Origin of the sequence: Alicycliphilus denitrificans K601 (genome assembly GCF_000204645.1) — a bacterium.
Lineage (GTDB): Bacteria > Pseudomonadota > Gammaproteobacteria > Burkholderiales > Burkholderiaceae_C > Alicycliphilus > Alicycliphilus denitrificans.
Window position 1 is genome coordinate 3,805,415 of sequence record NC_015422.1, and the last position, 22,125, is coordinate 3,827,539.

General features: G+C 67.4%; 22 protein-coding genes. 13 read left to right on the plus strand and 9 right to left on the minus strand.

The genetic code is table 11. The features are described 5' to 3' along the window. Position 1: 1 nt before the first annotated feature. Entirely contained in the window at positions 2-2,155 is a 2,154-nt protein-coding gene (locus ALIDE2_RS18145) for a TonB-dependent receptor family protein (protein ID WP_013722828.1), read from the minus strand. Between the two features lie 75 nt (positions 2,156-2,230). On the opposite strand from ALIDE2_RS18145, the gene ALIDE2_RS18150 reads away from it, so the two are divergent. The 5 genes from ALIDE2_RS18150 to ALIDE2_RS24650 all read left to right on the plus strand — a co-directional run bounded on the left by ALIDE2_RS18150 (position 2,231) and on the right by ALIDE2_RS24650 (position 6,225). After that, entirely contained in the window at positions 2,231-2,962 is a 732-nt protein-coding gene (locus ALIDE2_RS18150) for a Crp/Fnr family transcriptional regulator (RefSeq protein WP_013722829.1), read from the plus strand. Positions 2,963-2,997: 35 nt separating this feature from the next. After that, entirely contained in the window at positions 2,998-3,357 is a 360-nt protein-coding gene (locus ALIDE2_RS18155; RefSeq protein ID WP_013722830.1) for a DUF2946 family protein, read from the plus strand. Between the two features lie 79 nt (positions 3,358-3,436). Next, a complete protein-coding gene (locus ALIDE2_RS18160; protein ID WP_013722831.1) occupies positions 3,437-3,922 on the plus strand; it encodes a copper chaperone PCu(A)C in 486 nt (161 codons plus the stop codon). A gap of 187 nt (positions 3,923-4,109) precedes the next feature. Beyond that, positions 4,110-5,342, plus strand: coding sequence for a multidrug effflux MFS transporter (locus ALIDE2_RS18165; RefSeq protein ID WP_013722832.1), 1,233 nt, complete (start codon positions 4,110-4,112; stop codon positions 5,340-5,342). Positions 5,343-5,413: 71 nt separating this feature from the next. Next, positions 5,414-6,225, plus strand: a protein-coding gene (locus tag ALIDE2_RS24650) for an IS5 family transposase (RefSeq protein WP_085945353.1) whose coding sequence is annotated in 2 segments (ribosomal slippage) — positions 5,414-5,750 and positions 5,750-6,225 — 813 coding nt in all. Because the reading frame shifts where the segments join, the coding sequence is not laid out codon by codon here. A 31-nt stretch (positions 6,226-6,256) separates the two neighbouring features. On the opposite strand, the gene ALIDE2_RS18175 is transcribed toward ALIDE2_RS24650, so the two are convergent. After that, positions 6,257-6,553: a YciI family protein gene (locus tag ALIDE2_RS18175; protein ID WP_013722834.1), complete on the minus strand. Its 297-nt coding sequence runs from the start codon at positions 6,551-6,553 to the stop codon at positions 6,257-6,259. A 38-nt stretch (positions 6,554-6,591) separates the two neighbouring features. After that, the gene (locus tag ALIDE2_RS18180) at positions 6,592-7,575 is read right to left on the minus strand and encodes a Bug family tripartite tricarboxylate transporter substrate binding protein (RefSeq protein ID WP_013722835.1); all 984 of its coding nucleotides are present in this window, start codon (positions 7,573-7,575) and stop codon (positions 6,592-6,594) included. 228 nt (positions 7,576-7,803) lie between these two features. Between ALIDE2_RS18180 and ALIDE2_RS18185 the strand changes: the two genes are divergently transcribed. From ALIDE2_RS18185 to ALIDE2_RS18200, 4 genes are read left to right on the plus strand one after another with little or no spacing between them, the layout of a single operon-like run. Then, on the plus strand, positions 7,804-8,493 hold the full coding sequence (locus ALIDE2_RS18185) for a 3-oxoacid CoA-transferase subunit A (RefSeq protein WP_013722836.1): 690 nt from the start codon (positions 7,804-7,806) through the stop codon (positions 8,491-8,493). Further along, positions 8,490-9,143 carry a 3-oxoacid CoA-transferase subunit B gene (locus tag ALIDE2_RS18190; protein ID WP_013722837.1) on the plus strand — a complete coding sequence of 218 codons (654 nt, stop codon included), beginning with the start codon at positions 8,490-8,492 and terminating at the stop codon, positions 9,141-9,143. Before ALIDE2_RS18185 ends, ALIDE2_RS18190 begins: the two co-directional genes overlap by 4 nt. Positions 9,144-9,188: 45 nt before the next feature. Further along, the gene (catC, locus tag ALIDE2_RS18195; protein ID WP_013722838.1) at positions 9,189-9,467 is read left to right on the plus strand and encodes a muconolactone Delta-isomerase; all 279 of its coding nucleotides are present in this window, start codon (positions 9,189-9,191) and stop codon (positions 9,465-9,467) included. 13 nt (positions 9,468-9,480) lie between these two features. Beyond that, positions 9,481-10,374 (plus strand): MBL fold metallo-hydrolase, encoded by an 894-nt coding sequence (locus ALIDE2_RS18200; RefSeq protein WP_013722839.1) that lies wholly within the window; start codon positions 9,481-9,483, stop codon positions 10,372-10,374. On the opposite strand, the gene ALIDE2_RS18205 is transcribed toward ALIDE2_RS18200, so the two are convergent. The 6 genes from ALIDE2_RS18205 to orn all read right to left on the minus strand — a co-directional run bounded on the left by ALIDE2_RS18205 (position 10,341) and on the right by orn (position 17,789). Next, positions 10,341-11,267 carry a LysR family transcriptional regulator gene (locus ALIDE2_RS18205; protein WP_013722840.1) on the minus strand — a complete coding sequence of 309 codons (927 nt, stop codon included), beginning with the start codon at positions 11,265-11,267 and terminating at the stop codon, positions 10,341-10,343. The genes ALIDE2_RS18200 and ALIDE2_RS18205 overlap by 34 nt on opposite strands. Before the next feature lie 196 nt (positions 11,268-11,463). After that, positions 11,464-12,275 (minus strand): IS5 family transposase gene (locus tag ALIDE2_RS24655; RefSeq protein WP_085945353.1). Its coding sequence is split into 2 segments (ribosomal slippage): positions 11,464-11,939 and positions 11,939-12,275, totalling 813 coding nucleotides; the frame shifts between segments, so codons are not numbered across the junction. Between the two features lie 55 nt (positions 12,276-12,330). After that, positions 12,331-13,794 (minus strand): sensor domain-containing diguanylate cyclase, encoded by a 1,464-nt coding sequence (locus ALIDE2_RS18210; protein WP_013722842.1) that lies wholly within the window; start codon positions 13,792-13,794, stop codon positions 12,331-12,333. Positions 13,795-13,914: 120 nt separating this feature from the next. Then, complete coding sequence (locus ALIDE2_RS18215; RefSeq protein ID WP_013722843.1) at positions 13,915-15,687, minus strand: DEAD/DEAH box helicase; 1,773 nt, start codon at positions 15,685-15,687, stop codon at positions 13,915-13,917. Between the two features lie 266 nt (positions 15,688-15,953). Continuing rightward, positions 15,954-17,087 carry a branched-chain amino acid ABC transporter substrate-binding protein gene (locus ALIDE2_RS18220; protein WP_013722844.1) on the minus strand — a complete coding sequence of 378 codons (1,134 nt, stop codon included), beginning with the start codon at positions 17,085-17,087 and terminating at the stop codon, positions 15,954-15,956. A gap of 123 nt (positions 17,088-17,210) precedes the next feature. Next, on the minus strand, positions 17,211-17,789 hold the full coding sequence (orn, locus tag ALIDE2_RS18225) for an oligoribonuclease (protein ID WP_041701628.1): 579 nt from the start codon (positions 17,787-17,789) through the stop codon (positions 17,211-17,213). Positions 17,790-17,820: 31 nt separating this feature from the next. Here orn and ALIDE2_RS18230 point away from each other — a divergent pair, with 31 nt between their 5' ends. The 4 genes from ALIDE2_RS18230 to ALIDE2_RS18245 are packed head-to-tail and all read left to right on the plus strand — an operon-like array spanning position 17,821 to position 22,123. Then, positions 17,821-19,134: a M48 family metallopeptidase gene (locus ALIDE2_RS18230; protein ID WP_041701080.1), complete on the plus strand. Its 1,314-nt coding sequence runs from the start codon at positions 17,821-17,823 to the stop codon at positions 19,132-19,134. Then, complete coding sequence (locus tag ALIDE2_RS18235) at positions 19,131-19,469, plus strand: 4a-hydroxytetrahydrobiopterin dehydratase (protein ID WP_013722845.1); 339 nt, start codon at positions 19,131-19,133, stop codon at positions 19,467-19,469. Before ALIDE2_RS18230 ends, ALIDE2_RS18235 begins: the two co-directional genes overlap by 4 nt. A gap of 9 nt (positions 19,470-19,478) precedes the next feature. Continuing rightward, positions 19,479-20,450 carry a ribosome small subunit-dependent GTPase A gene (rsgA, locus tag ALIDE2_RS18240; RefSeq protein ID WP_013518091.1) on the plus strand — a complete coding sequence of 324 codons (972 nt, stop codon included), beginning with the start codon at positions 19,479-19,481 and terminating at the stop codon, positions 20,448-20,450. A gap of 14 nt (positions 20,451-20,464) precedes the next feature. Then, on the plus strand, positions 20,465-22,123 hold the full coding sequence (locus ALIDE2_RS18245) for a SulP family inorganic anion transporter (RefSeq protein WP_013722846.1): 1,659 nt from the start codon (positions 20,465-20,467) through the stop codon (positions 22,121-22,123). The last annotated feature ends 2 nt before the right edge of the window (positions 22,124-22,125 follow it).

Below are 22,125 nucleotides of genomic sequence, written 5' to 3' on the forward strand. Positions count from 1 at the left end.
ATCAGAACTTGTAGGTCACCCCGGCCGCCACGTTGCGGCCCAGGCCCGGCAGGTAGCCCGGCTGCGCGGCCGTGGCCTGGTTGCGGATGGCGTAGCTGCTGGCGTAGCGCCGGTCGGTCACATTGTCGGCCAGCAGGTAGGCGGTCCAGGGGCCGCTCCTCCATTCGAGCTTGAAGCCCAGCAGCGCGTAGGCGTCCTGCTCACTGCCGGCGGTGTTGGCATGGTCGGTGGGCGTGTCCGTGGGCATCCAGCGCAGGCTGGGACCCACGCGCCAGGTGCCGGAGCCGGTGGCCACGCGCCAGAGCACCTCGGCGTTGATCAGGTGGCGCGGCACGCCGGCGATGCGGTTGCCGGCGTAGATGCCTTCCTTGAAGCGGAAGTCGCTGTAGGTCCACGAGCCGCGCCACTCCAGCCCCCCGGCCGCGCCCAGCGGCCAGCTGCCCGACAGGCCCGCCTCCACGCCCTGGTGGCGCGTGCCGCCGGCGTAGTTGTAGGTACCGACCTTGATGCCGCTTTCGTCGGTGGTGCTCATGAGCTCGTCGGCCACCTGGCTGCGGTAGACGGCCAGCTGCCAGTGCAGCGCCCGCGTGCCCTCGCCCCAGCGGCCCTGGCCGCCCACCTCGAACGTGGTGGCGCGCTGGAGCTTCAGGCGCACCAGCTCGCTGCTGGCGGCGGCCGGGGCGTTGGGCGCCACGTTGGCGGCGACGATCTCCCAGAACGTGGGCGCCTCCTGGCTGCGGCTCAGGTTGGCCCACCAGCGCACGGTGGGCGCGGGCGTCCAGTTCACGCCGATCTTGGGCGTGGAGAAGGTCCACTGCTGGTCCAGCGCGCGGCCGTCCAGGCGGCTGGCGGCATCGCGCGACTGGCGGCTCCAGCCCCACTGGCCCACGAGCGTCCAGGCGGGCGCCAGGCGCCAGTCGGCGCCCAACTGCGCCTGCAGGTTGTCGGCCGTGAGGTCGTAGGCGCCGAAGCGCTGCATCTGCGTGCCGTTGGCGGGGTTGGTCGCGTCCAGGTCGCGGTCCATGCTGCTGCGCGACCAGCCGAGCGCCGCGCGCCAGGCGAGCGGCCCGCCCGCCCCGCCGCTGGCCTGCCACTGGGCGCCCGTGGTGCGGCTGTGGGTGATGGCATAGCTGGTCTGGTTGTTGAACAGGTCGTCCGTGTCCTGCCAGTACACGCCCAGCTCCTGGCGCAGCGCGTCGCTGCCCCAGCGCGAGCGGTTGGCCAGGCGCAGCTGCGTGGCCTCGCGGCGCGGGTCGCGCTTGTAGACGTTGAGCAGCTGGTCCTGCGGCGTGTTGCCGTCGCCCATCACGCCGCGCGGGTTGGTGCGCACGCGGTCCTTGGGAACCACGGTGGGGATGTCGAAGTCCAGGTCGGTCCACGAGAGGTAGGTGCGGTTCTCGAACCCGCCCGCGCCCTGGAAGCCCAGGTTGGCGTGCAGCGCCTCGCGCTGCGAGGCGGAGTGGTGGCGGTAGCCGTCGAAGCGGTCGCCGCTCACGCTGATGCGCCCGTCCCACTGCGCGCCCTGCAGGCCGACGGCACCCTGCAGCGCCTTGCGGCCGAAGCTGCCGGCCTCGGCGCGCACGCTGCCGCGCTCGTCGGCGCCCGTGAGCGACTGGAAGTCCACCTCGCCGCCCAGCGTGGTGGCGCCCGGCGTGAGCGTGTTGGCGCCGCGGCGCGCGCTGATGAGCGCGGCGTTGCGCGGCTCGATCAGGCCGATGATGAAGGAGCCGTCGGCCTCGTTGAGCGGCATGCCGTCCTGCAGCAGCAGCACGCCGCGGTTGAGCGGGTTGCTCTGGATGCCCGAGCCGCGGATCGACAGGCGCGGCTGGTCGGTGGCGCCGAAGAAGTCCTGGATCACGATGCCGGGCTGGTAGTCGAGCGCGTCGCGCAGCGTGGCCAGGCGGGACTCCTGCTGCGGCAGGGCCAGGTTGGTGCCGCCGGGCACGCGCTCCAGGCGCTCGCGCTCGGCCTGCGCCGAGGGGCGCAGCGGCGCCGTGCCCTCGCCCGCGCCATCGGCGCGCACGGTGACGGCAGGCAGCTCGGCGGCAGGCTGCTGCGCATGCGCCGGCAACGCCAGCAGCGCCAGCGCGCACGCCATGGAATGCGCCAGCACACGGACCGGCAGCGGGCAGACGGGGGTCGGGACAGAGGTCATGCTACGAGTTGAAATTAAAATGAATGGGATTTATTCGTATTCGCGCAGCATGCCAGCACTTAAGGGGAATGCGGAATGACTTTTATCAACGTGCCCGCCGGTCGTGTCGCGGCCGCGGACTGCGCCCGCATGCAGGCGCTGCTGGCCGCAAATCCCATGCTGAGCGGCGCGCCGGCGGCGGCGCTGGCCGAGCTGGCGCAGCACGCGCGGCTGCGCAGCCATGGCGACGGGCAGACGCTGTTCTTCGAGGGCGATGTGGCCAGCCACTGCCTGCTGGTGGAGCACGGCGCGGTCGAGGTGCTGCGCTTCGCCGCCTGCGGCAACGAACGCATGCTGCACCGCTTCGAGGCCGGCGACCTCGTGGCCGAGGCAGCCATGTTCATGCCCCACGGCCTGTACCCCATGACGGCGCGCGCGGCAGGCCCCACGCGCGTGTGGCGCCTGCCGCGCACGGCCGTGCGCGCCGCGTGCGAACGCCACCCGGCGCTGGCGCTGCGGTTGCTCGAAGCCCTGAGCCTGCGCCTGTACCGGCGCGTGAACGAGGTGGACTGGCTCACCCGCAGCAACACCCCGCAGCGCCTGGCCACCTATGTGCTGGCACTGGCCGGCAGCCAGGGAGAGCGCATCGAACTGCCCACCAGCCAGCGCCAGCTGGCCGCCCGCCTGGGCGTGCGCGCCGAAACGCTCAGCCGCCTGTTCGCGCAGTGGCAGGCCAGGGGCTGGATCCGCGGGGAGAGCCGCAGCTGGCGCCTGTGCGACAGCAACGCGCTGCGGCGGCTGGTGCCTCCGGGGGCGGATCCGTTCTAGAGAACCCTCCCGGCGGGCGCCGATAATGCTCCTCCATGGAGTCCCTGCGCCGCACCCGCTACCTGGCCCGCCTGCTGCTGGCCTGCTTTGCCGTGGCGCTGGGCGTGGCGATGCTGTCCCCGCTGGTGCATGCCGGAGGCATGGAGCGGGTCTGCAGCGCCACGGATGGCCCGCGCTGGGTGGCGAAGGGCGGCAACGACTCCGCCACGGACACGCGTGCGCATGGGCTGGAATGCGCGCTGTGCCTGCCGTCCATGCTGCCCCCTGCCACGGTGCAGGCCCTGGCAGCCCCCCGGGAGCTGGCGCCCTGCGCCGCGCCGGCGCCGCGCCAGGCCCACGTGCCACCGCTGAGCCGCGCGCCGTTTCCGCCGCGCGCCCCGCCCGTACAGGCCTGAAACCCTCAAGCCTTGCAGGCCACCGCCCCACGCGGCGGCCTTGCGTCGTGTCCCCATTTTTCGATTACAGGAATTTGCCATGCAAACCAAGCAACTCACCCCCCGCCTGGCGCTCGCCGCCGCCCTGCTGCTGTCCGGCCTGGCCCATGCCCAGGTCAGCGTGCAGGACGCCTGGGTCCGCGCCACCGTGCCCCAGCAAAAGGCCACGGGCGCCTTCATGCGGCTAACGGCCACGCAGGACATGCGCCTGGTCGGCGCCAGTAGCCCCGTGGCGGGCGTGACCGAGGTGCACGAGATGAAGCTCGTGGACAACGTCATGAAGATGCGCGCCATCCCCGCGCTGGATCTGCCGGCCGGCCAGGCCGTGGAGCTCAAGCCAGGCGGCTACCACATCATGCTGCTGGACCTGAAGCAGCCCGTGGCCCAGGGCGGCACCGTGCCGCTGACCCTGGTCTTCGAGGGCAAGGACGGCCAGCGCCAGTCGCAGGAACTGCAGGCCCCCGTGCGCGCCCTGGGCGCCGCGGCCGCGCCGGCCGGGGGGCATGGCAAGCACGGCGGCCACTGATTGCGCCCGTGCATGCCACGCGGCCCCGGCGTGGATTCTTGAGTTTTTTATGGCTCCAGCGCTTTACCATCAAGCGCTGGCAGCTATCAAAAGAATAGTTTCCAATACCCGGGCCGGACACATGCCGCCCGCGGCTTGACCCATAATCGGCCGCTTTGCACGGCGTCCGCGCCACACGCCTGCCACCATGCACCCTGACGCCCCCGACCTCTGGCGCGGCCCGCGCTGGGCCCTCGCCATCCTGCTGGCATTGCTGGGCATGGTGGGGCCGTTCTCCATCGACACCTACCTGCCCGCCTTCCCGGCCATCAGCCAGGCCCTTGCCACCACGCCGGTGCAGATGCAGCAGACGCTGTCGGCCTATCTGTTCGCCTTCGCCTTCATGACGCTGTTCCACGGCTCGCTGTCGGACAGCTTCGGCCGCCGCCCCGTGGTGCTGTGGGGGCTGGCGGTGTTCACGCTGGCCTCGATGGGCTGTGCGCTGTCGCAGAGCATCGGCCAGCTGGTGGTCTTCCGGGCGCTGCAGGGGCTGTCGGCGGGCGCGGGCATCGTGGTGTCGCGCGCGGTGATCCGCGACATCTTCCCGCCGACCCAGGCCCAGCGGGTGATGAGCCAGGTGACCATCTTCTTCGGCGTGGCGCCGGCCATCGCGCCCATGGTGGGCGGCTGGCTGTCGGTGCACCTGGGCTGGCACAGCGTGTTCTGGTTCCTGACCGGCGTGGGCATGCTCCTGTGGCTGGCCAACTGGCGGCTGCTGCCCGAGTCGCTGCCGCCGCAGGGCCGCCAGCGCCTGCACCTGGGCCACCTGCTGCGCGGCTACTGGGAGCTGGGCACGAGCCCGCGCTTCCTGCTGCTGGCGCTGGCCAGCGGCGTGCCGTTCAACGGCATGTTCCTGTACGTGCTGTCGGCGCCTGCCTTCCTGGGCGACCTGCTGGGCCTCGCGCCCACGCAGTTCTTCTGGTTCTTCATGACCACCATCTCCGGCATCATGGGCGGCGCCTGGATGAGCGGGCGGCTGGCGGGCCGCATCCCGCCCAAGCGCCAGATCCGCCACGGCTTCGTGATCATGCTGGCCATGGGGCTCTTGAACCTGGGCGCCAACCTGCTGTTCACGGCCCACGCCGCGTGGGCGATGTGGCCCATCGGCATCTTCTCGTTCGGCTGGGCGCTGATGGTGCCCGTGGTCACGCTGCTGGTGCTGGACCTGTACCCGCAGCGCCGCGGCATGGCCTCGTCGCTGCAGGCCTTCGTGGGCTCCACGGCCAACGGGCTGGTGGCGGGCGTGGTGGCGCCGCTGGTAATGCACTCCACCGTGCTGCTGGCCCTGGCGTCGCTGCTGATGATGGGCGTGGGCCTGCTGTCATGGGTCTACCTGCACCACCGCTGGCCCGAGATCGGGCGCACGGCGGCGCATTCGTGAGCGCCGGCCAGGTTTAGAGCGGCTAACAAAACCATGTCATCATGAAGCACCTGATCGGCGTTTGACGCTGCATGGGTCGAAACAAGAACAAAGAGATCAGCGCCGCGCTGTTCAAGAAGGTCGCGCCGCTGTTGCCAGTAGTCGTCGCCTCGGCCAAGGGCGGTCGTCCACGGGTGAGCGACGAGATGGCCCTCAACGGCATCCTGTTTGTGCTGCGCACCGGCATTCCCTGGGAAGAGCTACCCCAGGAGCTGGGCTTCGGCAGCGGCATGACCTGCTGGCGGCGTCTGCGTGACTGGCAAGCCGCAGGCGTGTGGCATCGCCTGCATCTGCTGTTGCTAGATGAGTTGCGCGGCGCCGGCAAGCTGGACTTCAGCCGTGCCAGCATGGATGCGGCCAGCGTGGCCAGCCCCCGGGGGGCCAACACACTGGCCCCAACCCGACGGACAGGGGCAAGCTCGGCAGCAAGCGCCACATCATCACGGAGCGCCAAGGCATCCCTCCGATCTTTTGCGTCACGGGCGCCAATCGGCATGACTCGGTCGTGTTCGAGCAACTGGTCGATGCCTTGCCGACGGTGCGCGGCTGTCGTGGCCGGCCCAGACGCTGGCCGCACAAGTTGCATGCCGACAAGGGCTATGACTTTGCGCGTTGCCGCGCCCACCTGCGCAAGCTGGGCATCACGGCGCGTATTGCCCGGCGTGGCGTCGAGCGCAATGACAGGCTCGGGCGTCATCGTTGGGTGGTCGAGCGCACGCACGCCTGGTTGGCTGCCTTGGGCAAGCTGCGGACTCGCTTTGAGCGCCGCATCGACATTCATCTCGCGCTGCTTTCTCTGGCTTGCTGCATCATCTGCGTTCGCCATCTTGCACCGTTTTGTTAGCCGCTCTAAGAACAGTCCTTGATCTGTATGCTCAGACTAGGCACTGCCGGTCGAAAAAGGCTTTGCGCCAGCGCTGCACGCGCACTTCGCGGAACAGCCCGTGGGCATGAAAGGGGTCGCCGGCGATGAAGCGCTCGGCCTCCTCGCGCGTATCCACATCGACGATATAGACACCGCCGCCGGCATCGGTGCCGTCGTCGTTGAGCTTGGCGCCCGCAGCCAGGACGATGCCGGCTTGCTGCTGTACATAGGCCAGATGGACTTGGCGCAACTCCTTCCGCAAGTGGCTGCGTTCGATGTCATCCCAGGTTTCGATGTGGTAAGGCATGCTCAGTCTTTCAGAGGGGGGCAATTGCCGTTGATGGTTCAATCCAGGGTGGCACCGGAGGCGCGCACGCGTTCCTCCTGCACCGTGCGGTCGTTACGGAGGTACAGAGCGAATGCGGTGGGGGAGGAGGCCACCACCGAGTAGGCGTAGGGGTCGATGTACTTGTCGCGGAAGTCCTGCTCCTGCAGCACGGCCCGTGCCGCATTCGCCAGTCGAACGGCCAATGCCGGCGGCAAGCCCTTGGGGCCCGTCAGTCCGATCAAGAAGCCAGCTTGCACGTCCTTGATGCCGAGCTCCTTGAAGGTCGGGACATGGGGCAGTGCCTTGGGCCGTTGCTCGGCCGAAACGGCAAGACCCTTGATCTTCTTGTCGACGATGTAGGGGCCGAGGAAGGCCACGGCCAGCATGGTCGCATCCACCTGTCCTGCCATCAGGTCGGGCAAGATGGGCGCGGCGCCCTTATATGGCACGTGGTTCCACCGGAAGCCTTCATTCTTGCCGAGCATCGCCATGGGCAGATGGGTCACGCCACCGACTCCGGCCGATGCGTAGTTGACGGGCTCCGAGTTCGAGCGAGCGCGCGCCCGAGCAATGAATTCCTTGGCGGTTTCAGCCGGGAAGTCCGGCCGGACGGCCAGCACCATGGGCACATGGATCAGCTGGCTGATGGGCACCAAGTCGGTTTCTGGAACGTAGCCCAGCTTCTTGTACAGGAACTGGTTTTGCGTCAGCGGCGCTTCGGTCGAGACGAACAGCGTATAGCCGTCGGGCTTGGACCTGGCAACGAACTGCGATGCTACGATTTCGTTGGCCCCCGGTTTGTTGTCGATTACGACGGGCTGCTTAAGCTCCGCCGACAGGCGCTGGCCCAGAGCCCGGGCCAGCGCGTCCACCGGGCCTCCGGCCGGATAGCCGACTACGAAGGTGATGGCCTTGCTGGGCCAATCCTGTGCCAACGCCGGTGCTGCGGCACTTGTCAACCCCAAGGCTGCCAGCAGGCAGTATGCGAGTGTCTTGTTCATTTGATGAAGTCTCCTGTGTTTGGATTGATGATCGAGCGGCGGGATGCTAGGAGTCTCTGCGCGCGCCGGCCATTGCGTTCTGTCGAAGACGATGTTTCAGCCACGCAAACGTCCGTGCTCCAGAAGATGAAACGCTGGTTTTCGCAAAGTCGAATTGCCGGGTCGCGCCACTGCGATCAACATGCCGTCCCGACAACGATCGCATCACACAACGAAGGGACATCACAGGTGATCAACAAGCAGTTCTCCAGCGCAGCCGAAGCGCTGGCCGACATTCCGGACGGTGCAGTCGTGGGGATCGGTGGATTCGGCAATTCTGGCGTGCCGCTGGACCTGATCGATGCATTGATCGACCACGCGCCGCACGAACTCACCATCGTCAGCAATAACGCAGGCGGTGGCGAAGTCGGCTTGGCCCGCCTGCTGCAAGCAGGGCTGGCGCGCAAGCTGGTCTGCTCGTTTCCACGGTCGGCCGATTCCTATGTGTTTGATGGACTGTATCGCAGCGGCAAGTTGGCGCTGGAACTGGTACCCCAGGGCACGCTGGCCGAGCGGCTCCGAGCCGCCGGGGCGGGCATTGGCGCATTCTTCACACCGACTGCCTACGGGACCGTGCTGGCTGAACAGCGCGAAACCCGCGTGCTGAACGGTAAGCCACAGGTGCTGGAGCTGCCCCTACACTTGGACTACGCGTTGGTCAAAGCCGAGTGCGGGGATCGTTGGGGCAATCTAACCTACCGCAAGTTGGCGCGCAACTTTGGTCCGGTGATGGCCATGGCCGCACGCTGCACTGTCGCGTCCGTGCAAAGCATCGTCCCGCTCGGTGAGCTCGACCCAGAAAGCGTCGTGACCCCGGGTATATACGTACGCCGCGTGGTCGAGCGCAGCGCCGCCATCCAGATCCGGGAGGCCGCATGATGAACGAAGTCCGCAACCGAATCGCCGCGCGCGTCGCGCGGGACATTCCCGAGGGTTCCTATGTGAACCTCGGCATCGGGCTGCCAACCCTGGTCGCCAACCACATCCCCGCCGACCGCGAGGTGATCCTGCACAGCGAAAATGGCGTGCTCGGCCGTTGGCACCGTTCGGGTGAAGGACAGTTCGATCCCGACGTCATCAATGCGGGCAAGGAGCCGATTCACCTGCTGGCCGGCGCAGCGCTCTTTCACCACGCCGACTCGTTCGCGATGATGCGTGGAGGCCATCTGGACATCTGCGTCCTGGGAGGCTTTCAGGTTTCCGAGCGTGGAGACCTCGCCAACTGGCATGCGGGCGATCCGAACGCCATTCCGGCCGTGGGGGGGGCTATGGATCTCGCCGTCGGTGCTAAGCGCGTGTTCGTGACCATGGAGCATGTCGGCAAGAACGGTGTGCACAAGATCCTGCGCGAATGCACCTATCCGCTGACCGGCAGCCGCTGTGTGTCACGCATCTACACCGACCTTGCGGTGTTGGAGGTGCATGCCGATGGTTTGCATGTGATTGAGCTGTCGCCTGGCGTGACGCGCGAGCAGTTGGCCGCATCCACCGGCGCAGACCTGATTTTTGAGCCGGCGCTCATCGCCTGATTTCCCCGCATCCCTATCTCACAGCTTTCAACGAGGAGACTTTGCATGCTGTTCTGTGCCCGCATGGAAGTGCGCATTCCGCACGACCTGGATCCTGCCTTTGTCCAATCGCTCAAGGAGCGCGAGAAAGCGCGTGCCATCGAGCTGCAGCAGCAGGGCAAGTTTCTGCACCTGTGGCGTGTGGTCGGCCAATACGCCAATATCAGCATCTTCGACTGTGCCAGCAATGACGAGCTGCATGAGGTACTAAGCTCACTTCCGCTCTTTCCGTACTTGCAGATCGAGGTCACGCCGCTAGCGCGGCATCCGTCTTCGATCGCCTGAGAGGAAACCGCCCATGTTGGATACCTACCAGGTCGGTGACGTGCGCATCACTCGCATCCACGAATACTCCGGCCCGACGCACGACCCTAAGTTCCTGCTGCCCGATATGACCCCAGAGCAGTTGGAGAGCCACCGTAGCTGGATGGCGCCTGAGCATTGGGTTCCAGCAATGAACAAGCTGGTGCTGACGGTGCAGCTGTGGGTCGTGCAGGCGGGCGACAGCATCATTGTCGTCGATACCGGCGTCGGCAATCGCAAGCCGCGCGAAGGTATGGCCCGCATGCACCAGCTCAACACACTCGTTCTCGAGTGGCTGGAAGCGGCCGGCGCCCCGGCTGACCGCGTGACTCATGTCGCGATCACGCATCTGCACATGGACCATGTCGGCTGGAACACGCGCTGGCAGGACAACCGCTGGACGCCGACTTTCCCGAACGCCAAGTATCTGCTACCGCATGACGATTACCGCTTCTGCCTGGAAGGCAAGAACAAGGAGCAGCCGCTGGATGTGTTCGGCGCGGCCTTCGACGATAGTGTGCAGCCGTTGGTCGCTGAAGGTCTGGTGCAAATGATCCGTCCTGGCGATGAGATTGCCGGTTGTTTGCAAGTCGAAGACGCCTGCGGACACAGTCCGGGGCAGGTCGCGTTCCGGGTACGGTCGCGCGGCGAACAGGCGGTGTTCTGCGGCGATGTATTCCACAATCCCATGCAGATTGTGTTGCCAGACATTAACTCCGGCTATTGCATCTGGCCTGACAAGGCTCGCCAGACGCGGCGAGCCATGCTGGAGGACTTGGCTCAGTCCGGCGCACTCCTGTTGCCGGTGCATTTTGGCGATCCATACGCCGGCTACATCCGGCGGGAACAGGGCGGCTACAAGTTCGAGCCTGTAGCGCGGTCGCGCTGAAGCGTGCGCGCGTGACGTTCGACTGTCTCAATGAACTCCCGCGCGTATAGCGGGAGCGCGGAGAAGCTTCGCGCGCATAGCTGATATTCGCGATAGGCCCATTCGTCTTCGAGCTGGCACACGTTTACGGTGCCGCGCTCGTTCATGCGTTGCACCAGCACTTCGGGAACGACGGCGATGGCGACGCCGGCTTCGACCATGCGGAAAATGGCCTCAAAGCCTGCCACCTGAACGCGGACCTTCAGTTCACGATGGAGCCGCAGCGCCTGCTGCCGCAGGAACTCCTGCGTCACGGCGCCATCGAGCAGGGACACCAGTTCCTCGTCGAGGATGTCCGCGAAGTGCAGGCTGGAGCGCGCACCCAGCGGGTGCGCCGGCGGCGTCACGACGACAAGCCGGGAGGTCAGGAACACTCGACACTCGAGTCCTTCAGTCGGGACGTTACCCGAGATCAGGCAAAGGTCCGCAGCGCCATCGAGCACGGCACGCGCAGCTTCCTCACTGAGCCGCTCGCGCAAATCGATCTTCACACGGGGGAACTTGGGAAGGTAGTCGTGCAGAACCGGAGGAAGGAACTCGGTGATGCCCGTTGTGTTCGCCAGTACTTTGAGCCGGCCGCTGACTCCGGAACCTAGCAGTTGCAGGTCGCTGTTAAGCAACTCTATCTGCGCAAAGATCTTGCGTGCGTGTTCTAGGTATACCTTGCCCGCCTCGGTCAGCTCAACGCCTTGCGGGCTACGCAGCAGCAGCTTCAAGCCCAGCGCCTCTTCCAGGTGTTTGATGCGTTGGCTGGCTGCAGGCACCGAGAGATAAGACCGAGCGGCGCCGCGGGTGAGGTTCTTCTCTTCCGCAATGTTGGAGAACACGCGAAAGTCATGCAAGTCATAGCGCATGGCATTTGGGCTAAGGGTCTGAAGTTGCGCCAGAGTAGATGTGGATGCCGCGCATGGTCCGCATTCTGCACTGAAAGCGTGGCGGTTCTTGAACGAACTGGTGCTCGAACACCTGGCCAAGTGGTTGGCCAATCCGACAATCGCCCCAAGCTGTGCGGCGGGAGTTGGCAAGATGTCTGTGATGGGCTTAGAGCGGCTAACAAAACGGTGCAAGATGGCGAACGCAGATGATGCAGCAAGCCAGAGAAAGCAGCGCGAGATGAATGTCGATGCGGCGCTCAAAGCGAGTCCGCAGCTTGCCCAAGGCAGCCAACCAGGCGTGCGTGCGCTCGACCACCCAACGATGACGCCCGAGCCTGTCATTGCGCTCGACGCCACGCCGGGCAATACGCGCCGTGATGCCCAGCTTGCGCAGGTGGGCGCGGCAACGCGCAAAGTCATAGCCCTTGTCGGCATGCAACTTGTGCGGCCAGCGTCTGGGCCGGCCACGACAGCCGCGCACCGTCGGCAAGGCATCGACCAGTTGCTCGAACACGACCGAGTCATGCCGATTGGCGCCCGTGACGCAAAAGATCGGAGGGATGCCTTGGCGCTCCGTGATGATGTGGCGCTTGCTGCCGAGCTTGCCCCTGTCCGTCGGGTTGGGGCCAGTGTGTTGGCCCCCCGGGGGCTGGCCACGCTGGCCGCATCCATGCTGGCACGGCTGAAGTCCAGCTTGCCGGCGCCGCGCAACTCATCTAGCAACAGCAGATGCAGGCGATGCCACACGCCTGCGGCTTGCCAGTCACGCAGACGCCGCCAGCAGGTCATGCCGCTGCCGAAGCCCAGCTCCTGGGGTAGCTCTTCCCAGGGAATGCCGGTGCGCAGCACAAACAGGATGCCGTTGAGGGCCATCTCGTCGCTCACCCGTGGACGACCGCCCTTGGCCGAGGCGACGACTACTGGCAACAGCGGCGCGACCTTCTTGAACAGCGCGGCGCTGATCTCTTTGTTCTTGTTTCGACCCATGCAGCGTCAAACGCCGATCAGGTGCTTCATGATGACATGGTTTTGTTAGCCGCTCTTAGTCCCTGCGGCGGTCGACCCCCATGGCCGCGTAGTAGCGCGCCTTCTCGGCATACATGGCCTGGTCCGCGCGGTGCACGGCGGCCTCGATCTGCTCGCCCGACTGCGCGATCGCCACGCCCATGGACAGACTCAGGGCCTGGCCCGGGTAGAACTGGTTGTTGAGCTCCAGCAGGCTGCCGATGCGGTCCACCATGGCCTGGGCGCCGCGCGCGTCGGTCATGGGCATGAGCACGCAAAACTCGTCGCCGCCGATGCGCGCGGCGCAGATCGGGGCATCCACGGCCTTGGCAAGCACCTCGCCCACGCGGCGCAGCATGGCGTCGCCCGCGGTGTGGCCCTGCTCGTCGTTGATGGCCTTCAGGCCGTTGAGGTCGATGGCGACCACGGCCACCGGCCAGGGCCCCTTGCGCGCGAGGCGGCTCATCTCCTCCACGTAGTAGGCGCGGTTGCGCAGGCCGGTGAGCACGTCGTGCTTGCCCAGGTATTCCAGATAGGCCTCGGCCTTCTTGCGCGCCGTGATGTCCACCAGCGACAGCAGCACCATGCCCCAGTCGTGGCTGCGCTCCTCCAGCACCGCGAACTGCATGTGGATGTGGATCGGCTCGCCGGAGAGGTTGTAGTTGACCACCTCGCGCTGCTGAAACAGCTTGCCGTCCCACAGGTCGATCAGCTGCTCGGAGAACGAATCGTGCATCTCGCCGCGGAACACGCGGTCGAGCCCGGCCAGCAGGGCCTGCTTGCTCTCGGCGCCGAACATCTCCAGGGTGAGATGGTTGACGTCGAGCACGCGGATCTCGCGCATGCAGCGCTGCACGAACTCGGGGTGCACCTTCAGGAAGGTCCTGAAGTCGTATATGCCCTGCATGCGCACTTCGTCGAGCAGGCGCTTGACGGCGCTGAAGTCCTCGACCCACAGCGACACGGGCGAGTGCTCGAACAGCCCGCGCGCATATTCCTCGCTGCGCTGCAGCCGCAGCCGCGACTGCACCTGCTCGGTCACGTCCTCCAGCGACACCAGCACCCGGCTCCAGCACTGCTCGTAGCCGGGCAGGATGCGGCCGCGGATGCGCACGTCCAGGCGCCGCCCGTCGAGCGCGTAGTTGACGGTCTGGTTGGAAAACTCGGGCGAGCCGCTCCACAGCTGCTGCACCTCGGCGATGGCGCTTTCATACATGTCGTCGCGGAACACCCGGTCCAGTGACGCCTCCAGCGTGGCCTGGTCGGGCGCGGCGAACAGCTCCAGCGTGCGCTGGTTCACGCGCAGCAGCCGGATGCCGGCGCCGTAGGCCCGCACGCACTCCCGGTTCTCGCGCAGATGGGCCTCCACGTCGACCACCCCCTGGTCGCGCCATTGCATGAGCAGCCGGCGGACGTCGCTGTAATCCTCCAGCCAGAGCGAGACGGGGGCGATCTCGAACATGTGCTCGAAGTCGGTATTCGAAGAAACGGGTGGCAACATGCACTCCTCCAGGTGCGGGGGATTATCGGGGCACCTGCGGGGCCGCCCGGGCACAAAAAAAGCCAGCCTCGGAGACGGGGCTGGCTCTGGCTGCCTGCGTGCGGTACGGCGCCGGTGCGGTCAGCGGCCGCCGCGCGGCGCCGGGCGCTTGCGCGCGTCGTGCGGCGTGAAGGGCTTGCCGGCTCCCTGGGGCTTGGCAAAGCCGCCGCGGGCAAACTCGGCCTTGCGGCCGAAGTCGCCGCGCGGGGCCGCGCCCTCGCCGCGGCCAAAGCGGGACGCTTCACCAAAACGTGGCGTTTCGCTAAAACGTGGCGCATCGCCAAAACGGGCCGTTTCGCCAAAGCCGCTCTTGCGGCCATAGCCGTCGCCATCGCGGCAGCCTCCGTAGCCCGCGCGGTCGCCGAAGCCACCGCGGTCGCCGCCATGGCCGCGGCCGCCACCGCCAAAGCGCTGGTCCCGTCCACGTCCGCCCTCGCGGCCCCTGCCGCCAAAGTCGGGGCGGCCGCCCTGCGGGAAGCGCTGGGTGGGCTCCAGGCCAGCCACCACCTCGGCCTTGAACTGCTGTCGGCTGTAGCCCTCGATGTCGAAGATCTTGCGGCGGTCACGGAACTCGGCAAAGGTCACGGCCAGGCCGTCACGGCCGGCGCGGCCCGTACGGCCGATGCGGTGGGTGTAGTCCTCGGCCTTCATGGGCAGGCCAAAGTTGAACACGTGGGTGATGCTGGGCACGTCGATGCCGCGCGCGGCCACGTCGGTGGCCACCAGGATCTGTACCTGGCCGTTGCGCAGCGCCATCAGGCGGCGGTTGCGCAGGCCCTGGCTCAGTGCGCCGTGCAGGGCCACGGCCGAGAAGCCGTCCTGCTGCAGGTCGTTGGCCAGGCCGTCGCACTCCACCTGGGTGCTGGCGAACACGATGGCCTGGCCGATAGAGGCGTCGCGCAGCCAGTGGTCCAGCAGCTTCCTCTTGTGCTGGGCGTTGTCGGCCCAGTACAGCATCTGCTTGATGTTGGCGTGCTTCTCCTGCGGCGTGTCGATCTGCACCTTCTTCACGCTAGCGCCGCCCTCATGCATCACGCGCATGGCCAGTTGCTGGATGCGCGGCGCGAAGGTGGCGCTGAACATCATGGTCTGCTTGCGCTCGCTCGTGAGCTGGTTGATCTCGGCCAGGTCGTCGGAGAAGCCCAGGTCCAGCATGCGGTCGGCCTCGTCCACCACCAGGAACTGCACCTGGTCGAGCTTGATCTGCATGGAGCGCTGCAGGTCGAGCAGGCGCCCCGGCGTGGCGACGACCAGGTTGGCGTTCTGGAGCCTGGCGATCTGCAGCTGGTAGGGCATGCCGCCCACCACGTTGGCGATGCGCAAGCCCTTGCAGTGCTTGACCAGCTCGATGGCGTCGTGCGCCACCTGCTGCGCCAGCTCGCGCGTGGGGCACAGCACCAGGGCGCCGGGCGTGGCGGCCTTGAAGTTGCGCGGATGCGTGGGGTTCTTGCGCTTGGAGCGCTTCGGAGGGGCCTCGCCGCGCGCGGCGGCATCGGCGGCGGCACGCTCGAATTCGGCGCGCGCGGCGGCATCGGCATCGGCCTGCTGCTGTATCAGCGTGTGCAGCACGGGCAGCAGGAAGGCCGCGGTCTTGCCGCTGCCGGTCTGGCTGGAGACCATCAGGTCGATGAAGCGGCCCGCCACGTCGGCCGCGCCCATGGCCAGGGGAATGGCCTTTTCCTGCACGGCCGTGGGCTGGGTGTAACCCAGGTCTGCCACAGCCTGCACCAGTTCGGGCGCCAGGCCCAGGCGCACGAAGCCTTCGGGCAGCGCGGCCGCGGCCACAGGGTTGGAGGAAGGCAAGGAGGAATCGGCAGGCGCGCAATCGCCCTGCAGCTGCATGTTTTCAGTCATGGTTTGCTCACACGAAGACGGCCGCAGGCGCTACCTGGGCAGGCTTCGCTCGATGGTTACAAAACATCAACCATCAAACGAAACCAAGGGCCGCAGCGGACGGCCTGGGTGGGCAATGGATGCAAGGCGCCGCGTATTTCAGACTACGCTGGCGTGCTGTGCCCGGTGTGTGAAGGGAGATGCACAAAAAAATTGCACCGCCTGGTGACGGTGCAAGCGGCAGATTATGGCACGGCTGGGGTTTTCCCGCAAGCCGTGCACGTCGCTCAGTAACTCGCCAAGGGCTTGGCCTTGCCGCCCTCGAAGGTCATGACGACCACGGGCGCCTTCACGCGGTTGCCCTTGTCGTCGTACGCGTACTCGCCCATCACGCCCTTGTAGGTGTGCTGGTGCATGTAGGCGCCGACCTTGTTGACGTCGATCGAGCCGCTCCTCTGCATGGCTTCGCCGATGTTCATGACCTGGTCGTAGTAGAACGGGCCATACACGTCGGGAGCCTGGTTGAAGCGCTTCTTGAACTTGTCCTGGAAGGCGCGGGCGCCGGCGTCGCTTTCCATCAGCATGCCGGCATAGGCGCAGTAGACCACGCCGTTGACGGCGTCGCCGCCCAGCTTGGGCATCTCGGGGCTGCACAGCGTGTCGCCGCCGAGCAGCTTGGCGTTGATGCCCAGCTGCTTGATCTGGCGCGCCATAGGCGCGGCCTGCGGGGCGTAGCCGCCGTAGAAGATGGCCTCGGGCTGCTTGGCCTTGATGTTGGTGAGGATGGCCATGAAGTCGGTGGCCTTGTCGGTGGTGAACTCGCGCCCCGCCACGGTCATGCCGAGCTTCTGCGCCTCCTTGGCGAACTCGTCGGCCAAGCCCTGGCCGAAGGCCGTGCGGTCGTCGATCACGGCGACCTTCTTGGCCTTGAGCACGTTGGCGGCGTAGGTGGCCATGCTGGCGCCTGCCTGCACGTCGCTGGCGACGATGCGGAACAGGTTCTTGTAGCCCGCCTGCGTGATCTTGGGGTTGGTGCCCACGGTGGACACCATCACGCCGCCCTTGTCGTACTCGCGCGATGCGGGGATCGTCACGCCCGAGCAGTACGGCCCCATCACGTAGCGCACACCGGAATCGACGAACTTCTGCGCCACGGCCACGCCGGTCTTGGCGTCGCACTGGTCGTCCTCGGACACCAGTTCGAACTTCAGCGTCTTGCCGCCCACGCTGATCTTGCGCGCGTTCAGCTCCTCGATGGCCAGGCGCACGCCGTTGTCGTTGTCGCGGCCCGCGAAGGTGTTGGGGCCCGACAGGGGGCCGCTGTGGCCGATCTTGACGATCTGCTCCTGGGCCAGGGCGCCTGCGGCGCAAGCCAGGGCCGCGGCGGCCACGAGGGTGGATTTCAGGGAGGGGAATTGCATGGCGGATGCTCCGATTGAGACTACGCAAGGAATGCCTCGGGATGCCGGGCCGGTCGCCCTGCCCCCGTGGGCGGGAAGTCTGGGTACAGACAGCGGCGGATTATCTCCCCGGGGAACTCGCTCTTACAACGCCAGCAGGTGCTGGCGGTAATGCACCAGCTCATCGATGGATTCGTGCACGTCGGCCAGGGCCGTGTGGCGCTGCGCCTTCTTGAAGGAGTCGTAGGCCTCGGGCTTCCAGCGCCTGGCCAGTTCCTTGAGCGTGCTCACGTCCACGTTGCGGTAGTGGAAGAACGCCTCCAGCCTGGGCATGTACTTAACGAGGAAGCGCCGGTCCTGGCCGATGCTGTTGCCGCACATGGGCACCTTGCCCTTGGGCACGTAGCGCGACAGGAAGTCGATGATCTGCTGCTCGGCATCGGCCTCGGTGAGAGTGGAGGCGCGCACCTTGTCGATGAGGCCGCTCCTGCCGTGCGTGCCCTTGTTCCAGGCATCCATGGCGTCGAGCACGGTGTCGGGCTGGTGGATGACGAGCACCGGGCCTTCGACGCGCGGTTCAAGGCCCGGGCCGGTGACGACCACGGCGATCTCCAGCAGGCGTTCGGTTTCGGGGTTGAGTCCGCTCATTTCGCAGTCGAGCCAGACGAGGTTCTGGTCGGATTTGGCAAGTACGGGAGCGTTGGGTGTGGCAGTTTCGGACATGCCGGAATTGTCGCCGTAAACTTCCGCGTTCATGCCGCCCTCCCCCGCACCCTTGCTCACGCCCTCGACCCTGACGACGCTGGTATTCGCCACCCTGCTGCTGGCGGGCCTGGCGCTGCGCCTGTGGCTGGCCTCGCGCCAGATCCGCCATGTGGCGCGCCACCGCGGCGCCGTGCCCGCGGCCTTCGCCGGCCGCATCACCCTGGCCGCGCACCAGAAGGCCGCCGACTACACCATCGCCAAGGCGCGCTTCGGCCTGCTGGAGATGGCCCTGGCCACCGCCGCGGTGCTGGGCTGGACGCTGCTGGGCGGGCTGGACGCGCTGAACCAGGCCCTGCTGGCTTGGCTGGGCGGCGGCATGGTGCAGCAGCTGGCGCTGCTGGCCGCCTTCGCGCTCGTCAGCGGCGCCATCGACCTGCCGGCCCAGCTGTACCAAACCTTCCGCCTGGAGCAGCGCTTCGGCTTCAACCAGATGACGCCGCGCCTGTGGCTGGCCGACCTGCTCAAGTCCACGCTGCTGGGCGCCGTGATCGGCCTGCCGATCGCCGCGCTCATGCTCTGGCTCATGGGCGCGGCGGGCCGGCTATGGTGGCTCTGGGCCTGGGGCGCGTGGATGGGCTTTAACCTGCTGCTGATGGTGGTCTTCCCGATCTTCATCGCGCCGCTGTTCAACAAGTTCCAGCCGCTGGGGGACGAATCCCTCAAGGCGCGCGTGACGGCCCTCATGCAGCGCTGCGGCTTCGCGGCCAAGGGCCTGTTCGTGATGGACGGCAGCCGCAGGAGCGCGCACGCCAACGCCTATTTCACGGGTTTCGGCGCGGCCAAGCGCGTGGTTTTCTACGACACGCTGCTCAAGCAGCTGGCCCCGGGCGAGGTCGAGGCCGTGCTCGCGCACGAGCTGGGCCATTTCAAGCACAAGCACATCGCGCGCCGCCTGGCCGGCATGTTCGCCATCAGCCTGGCGGGCTTCGCGCTGCTGGGCTGGCTGTCGGCGCGCGGCTGGTTCTACACGGGGCTGGGCGTGCAGCCCAACCTGATGCTGCCAGGCGTGCCGGGCTCTGCGCCCAACGACGGCCTGGCGCTGCTGCTGTTCCTGCTGGCCGCGCCCGTGTTCACGGTGTTCCTCACGCCGCTGCTGGCGCGGATCTCGCGCCGCCACGAGTTCCAGGCCGACGCCTACGCCGCGGCCCAGGCCAACGGGGCGGACCTGGCCTCGGCGCTGCTCAAGCTCTACCAGGACAACGCCTCCACGCTCACGCCAGACCCGGTGTACGCGCGCTTCTACTACTCCCACCCACCCGCCACGGAGCGCCTGGCGCGTCTGCCCGTGACCATGCAGCCATGACATCGATGTTTCCTAAAAAAGACTGGTCCGGGCATACCAGGCGTGCCCTGACAGCTACCGAAGTTGTAGCAAGACTGGCCGAACTGCAGGGCTGGATGCTCTGCGGCGACGGCGCCGACGTGGCGATCGAGAAGACCTACCGCTTCGCCGACTACCACGAGACCATGGCCTTCGTGAACGCCGTGGCCTTCATCGCCCACGCCCAGGACCACCATCCCGACCTGTCGGTGCACTATGGCCGCTGCGTGGTGCGCCTGAACACGCACGACGTGGGCGGCATCTCGGCCACAGACATCGACTGCGCCGCGCGCATCGATGCCCTGCTGGCCCCATGAGCCGCCGCCATGGCTGAGGCGGGCGCACGCCTGGAAGGCCTGGTCGTGGCCAGCCACGGCCGCCACTGCGTGGTGGAGAGCGCCGACGGCCAGCGCCGCATCTGCCACCCGCGCGGCAAGAAGAGCCAGGCCGTGGTTGGCGACCGCGTGCTGTGGCAGCCGGCCGCGCCAGGCCAGGGGCGCGGCCAGGGCGACGAGGGCACGATCGAGCGCGTGCAGGAGCGGCGCAACCTGTTCTACCGCCAGGACGAGGTGCGCACCAAGTCCTTCGCCGCCAACCTGGACCAGGTGCTGATCCTGATCGCAGCCGAGCCTGTGTTCTCCGAGAGCCAGCTCGCGCGCGCGCTGATCGCGGCCGAGGCCGCGCAGATCACGCCGCTGATCGCGCTCAACAAGAGCGACCTTGTCGAGCCCTTCGCGCGCGCCTGGGAGCGCCTGTGGCCCTACCGCCACATGGGCGGCGAGCAGGACACCAAACACCACTACCGCGTGCTGCCGCTATCGCTCACCGAATCGGGCCCGGTGGACCGCGACGCGCTGCTGCCGCTGCTGGCGGGCAAGACCACGCTGGTGCTGGGCCCCTCGGGCTCGGGCAAGAGCACCCTGGTGAACCTGCTGGTGCCACACGCAAAGGCGCAGACGGGCGAGATCTCGCAGGCGCTCAACTCGGGCCGGCACACCACGACCAGCACCCAGCTGTACTGGATCGACGAGGCGCGCACCACGGCGCTCATCGACTCGCCGGGCTTCCAGGAATTCGGGCTGCGCCACCTCGCGCCCGCCGACCTCGCGCGCTGCATGCCCGACATCGCCGCGCACGCGGGTGAATGCCGGTTCTACAACTGCACGCACCTGCACGAGCCGGGCTGCGCGGTGCGGGCGCAGGTCGAGACGGACGACAGCCCCGGCACCATCAGCGCAAGCCGCTACAGGATCTACGGCGAGCTGTTCGCCGAGCTGAGCGAAGCGCCGCGCTATTGACGCAAGGTACTTTGATGGCATCACCCACCCGGATGCTCTCCTTCCGCCCGCGCCTGGCGGACGCACTGCGCGGCTATGACCGCGCCCGCTTCATGCAGGACTTCGGCGCAGGCCTGACAGTCGCCGTCGTCGCACTGCCGCTGGCGATGGCCTTCGCCATCGCGTCTGGCCTGCCGCCCGAGGCGGGCCTCTTCACCGCGATCATCGCGGGCTTTCTGATCTCCGCGCTCGGCGGCAGCAAGGTGCAGATCGGCGGGCCGGCGGGGGCGTTCATCGTGATCGTCTACGGCATCGTGCAGCAGTACGGCGTCGCCAACCTCATCATCGCCACCGCGCTGTCGGGCGTGCTGCTGTTCCTGATGGGCGTGCTGCAGCTCGGCACGCTGGTGCGCTTCATCCCGGTGGCCGTGGTCATTGGCTTCACCAACGGCATCGCGGTGCTGATCGCGCTGTCGCAGGTCAAGGACTTCCTGGGCCTCGCCATCGAGAAGATGCCGGGCGACTTCTTCGGCATGCTCGGCGCGCTGTACCAGCACCTATCCACCCTCAACCCCTGGGCCGCCGGCGTGTCAGCGGTGTCGCTGGCGCTGGTCGTGGGCTGGCAGCGCTGGCTGTCCGCATGGCGCCATCCCTGGGCCGGCACGCTCGCGCGCGTACCCGGTTCCATCGTCGCGCTGGTGCTGGCGACCGCCGTGGTGGCGCTCTCGGGCATGCCGGTCGAGACCATCGGCAGCCGCTTCGGTGGCATTCCGGCCGGGCTGCCCGCGTTCACGCTGCCCGATTTCAGCTGGGAATCGGCGCGCCATCTGCTGATGCCGACGATCACGCTGGCACTATTGGGTTCGATCGAGTCGCTGCTGTGCGCCCGCGTGGCCGACGGCATGGTGGGCGACCGCCACGACCCGAACCAGGAGCTGATGGCGCAGGGCATCGCCAACTTCGTCACGCCGTTCTTCGGCGGCATGCCCGCCACCGGCACCATCGCGCGCACGGTGACCAACGTGAAAAGCGGCGCCACCAGCCCCGTCGCCGGCATGGTGCATGCGCTGGCGCTGCTGCTGGTGATGCTGGCGGCCGCTCCGCTGGCCGCGTCGATTCCACTGGCCACGCTGGCGGCGATCCTGATGTTCGTCGCCTGGAACATGGGCGAGTGGCGCGAGTTCACACGGCTCAAGACCTACCGCCTGCCTTACCGCGTGACGCTGGTGTCCGTGTTCCTGCTGACGGTGATCTTCGACCTGACGGTGGCGGTGGAGTTCGGCATCTTCGCCGCCTGCCTGACCTTCATCTACCGCATCTCCAGCCTGTCGCGGGCCGAGCGCATCGACGCCGCCGACATGCCCGTGCTGGCCGGGCACGACGGGCAGGTGCAGGTCTGGCGGCTGTACGGCGCACTCTTCTTCGGCGCGACCAAGCTGCTCGAAGCCATGGAAGACCACCTGCCCGCCAGGGCGCTGGTGCTGGACCTGAAGAACGTGATCTACGTCGATTCGACCGGTGCCGAGGCGCTGGAGCACCTGAGCCACGCCTGCGCCACGCGCGGCGTGCGCCTGATCGTCTCCGGCCTGATCAGCCAGCCGCTCGACATCGCGCGCCGCACCGGGCTCTACGAGCGGCTGCGGCCCGACCTGCAGCCCGACGTGGCCAGCGCGGCGGCGGCCGCGGTAGCGTGAGC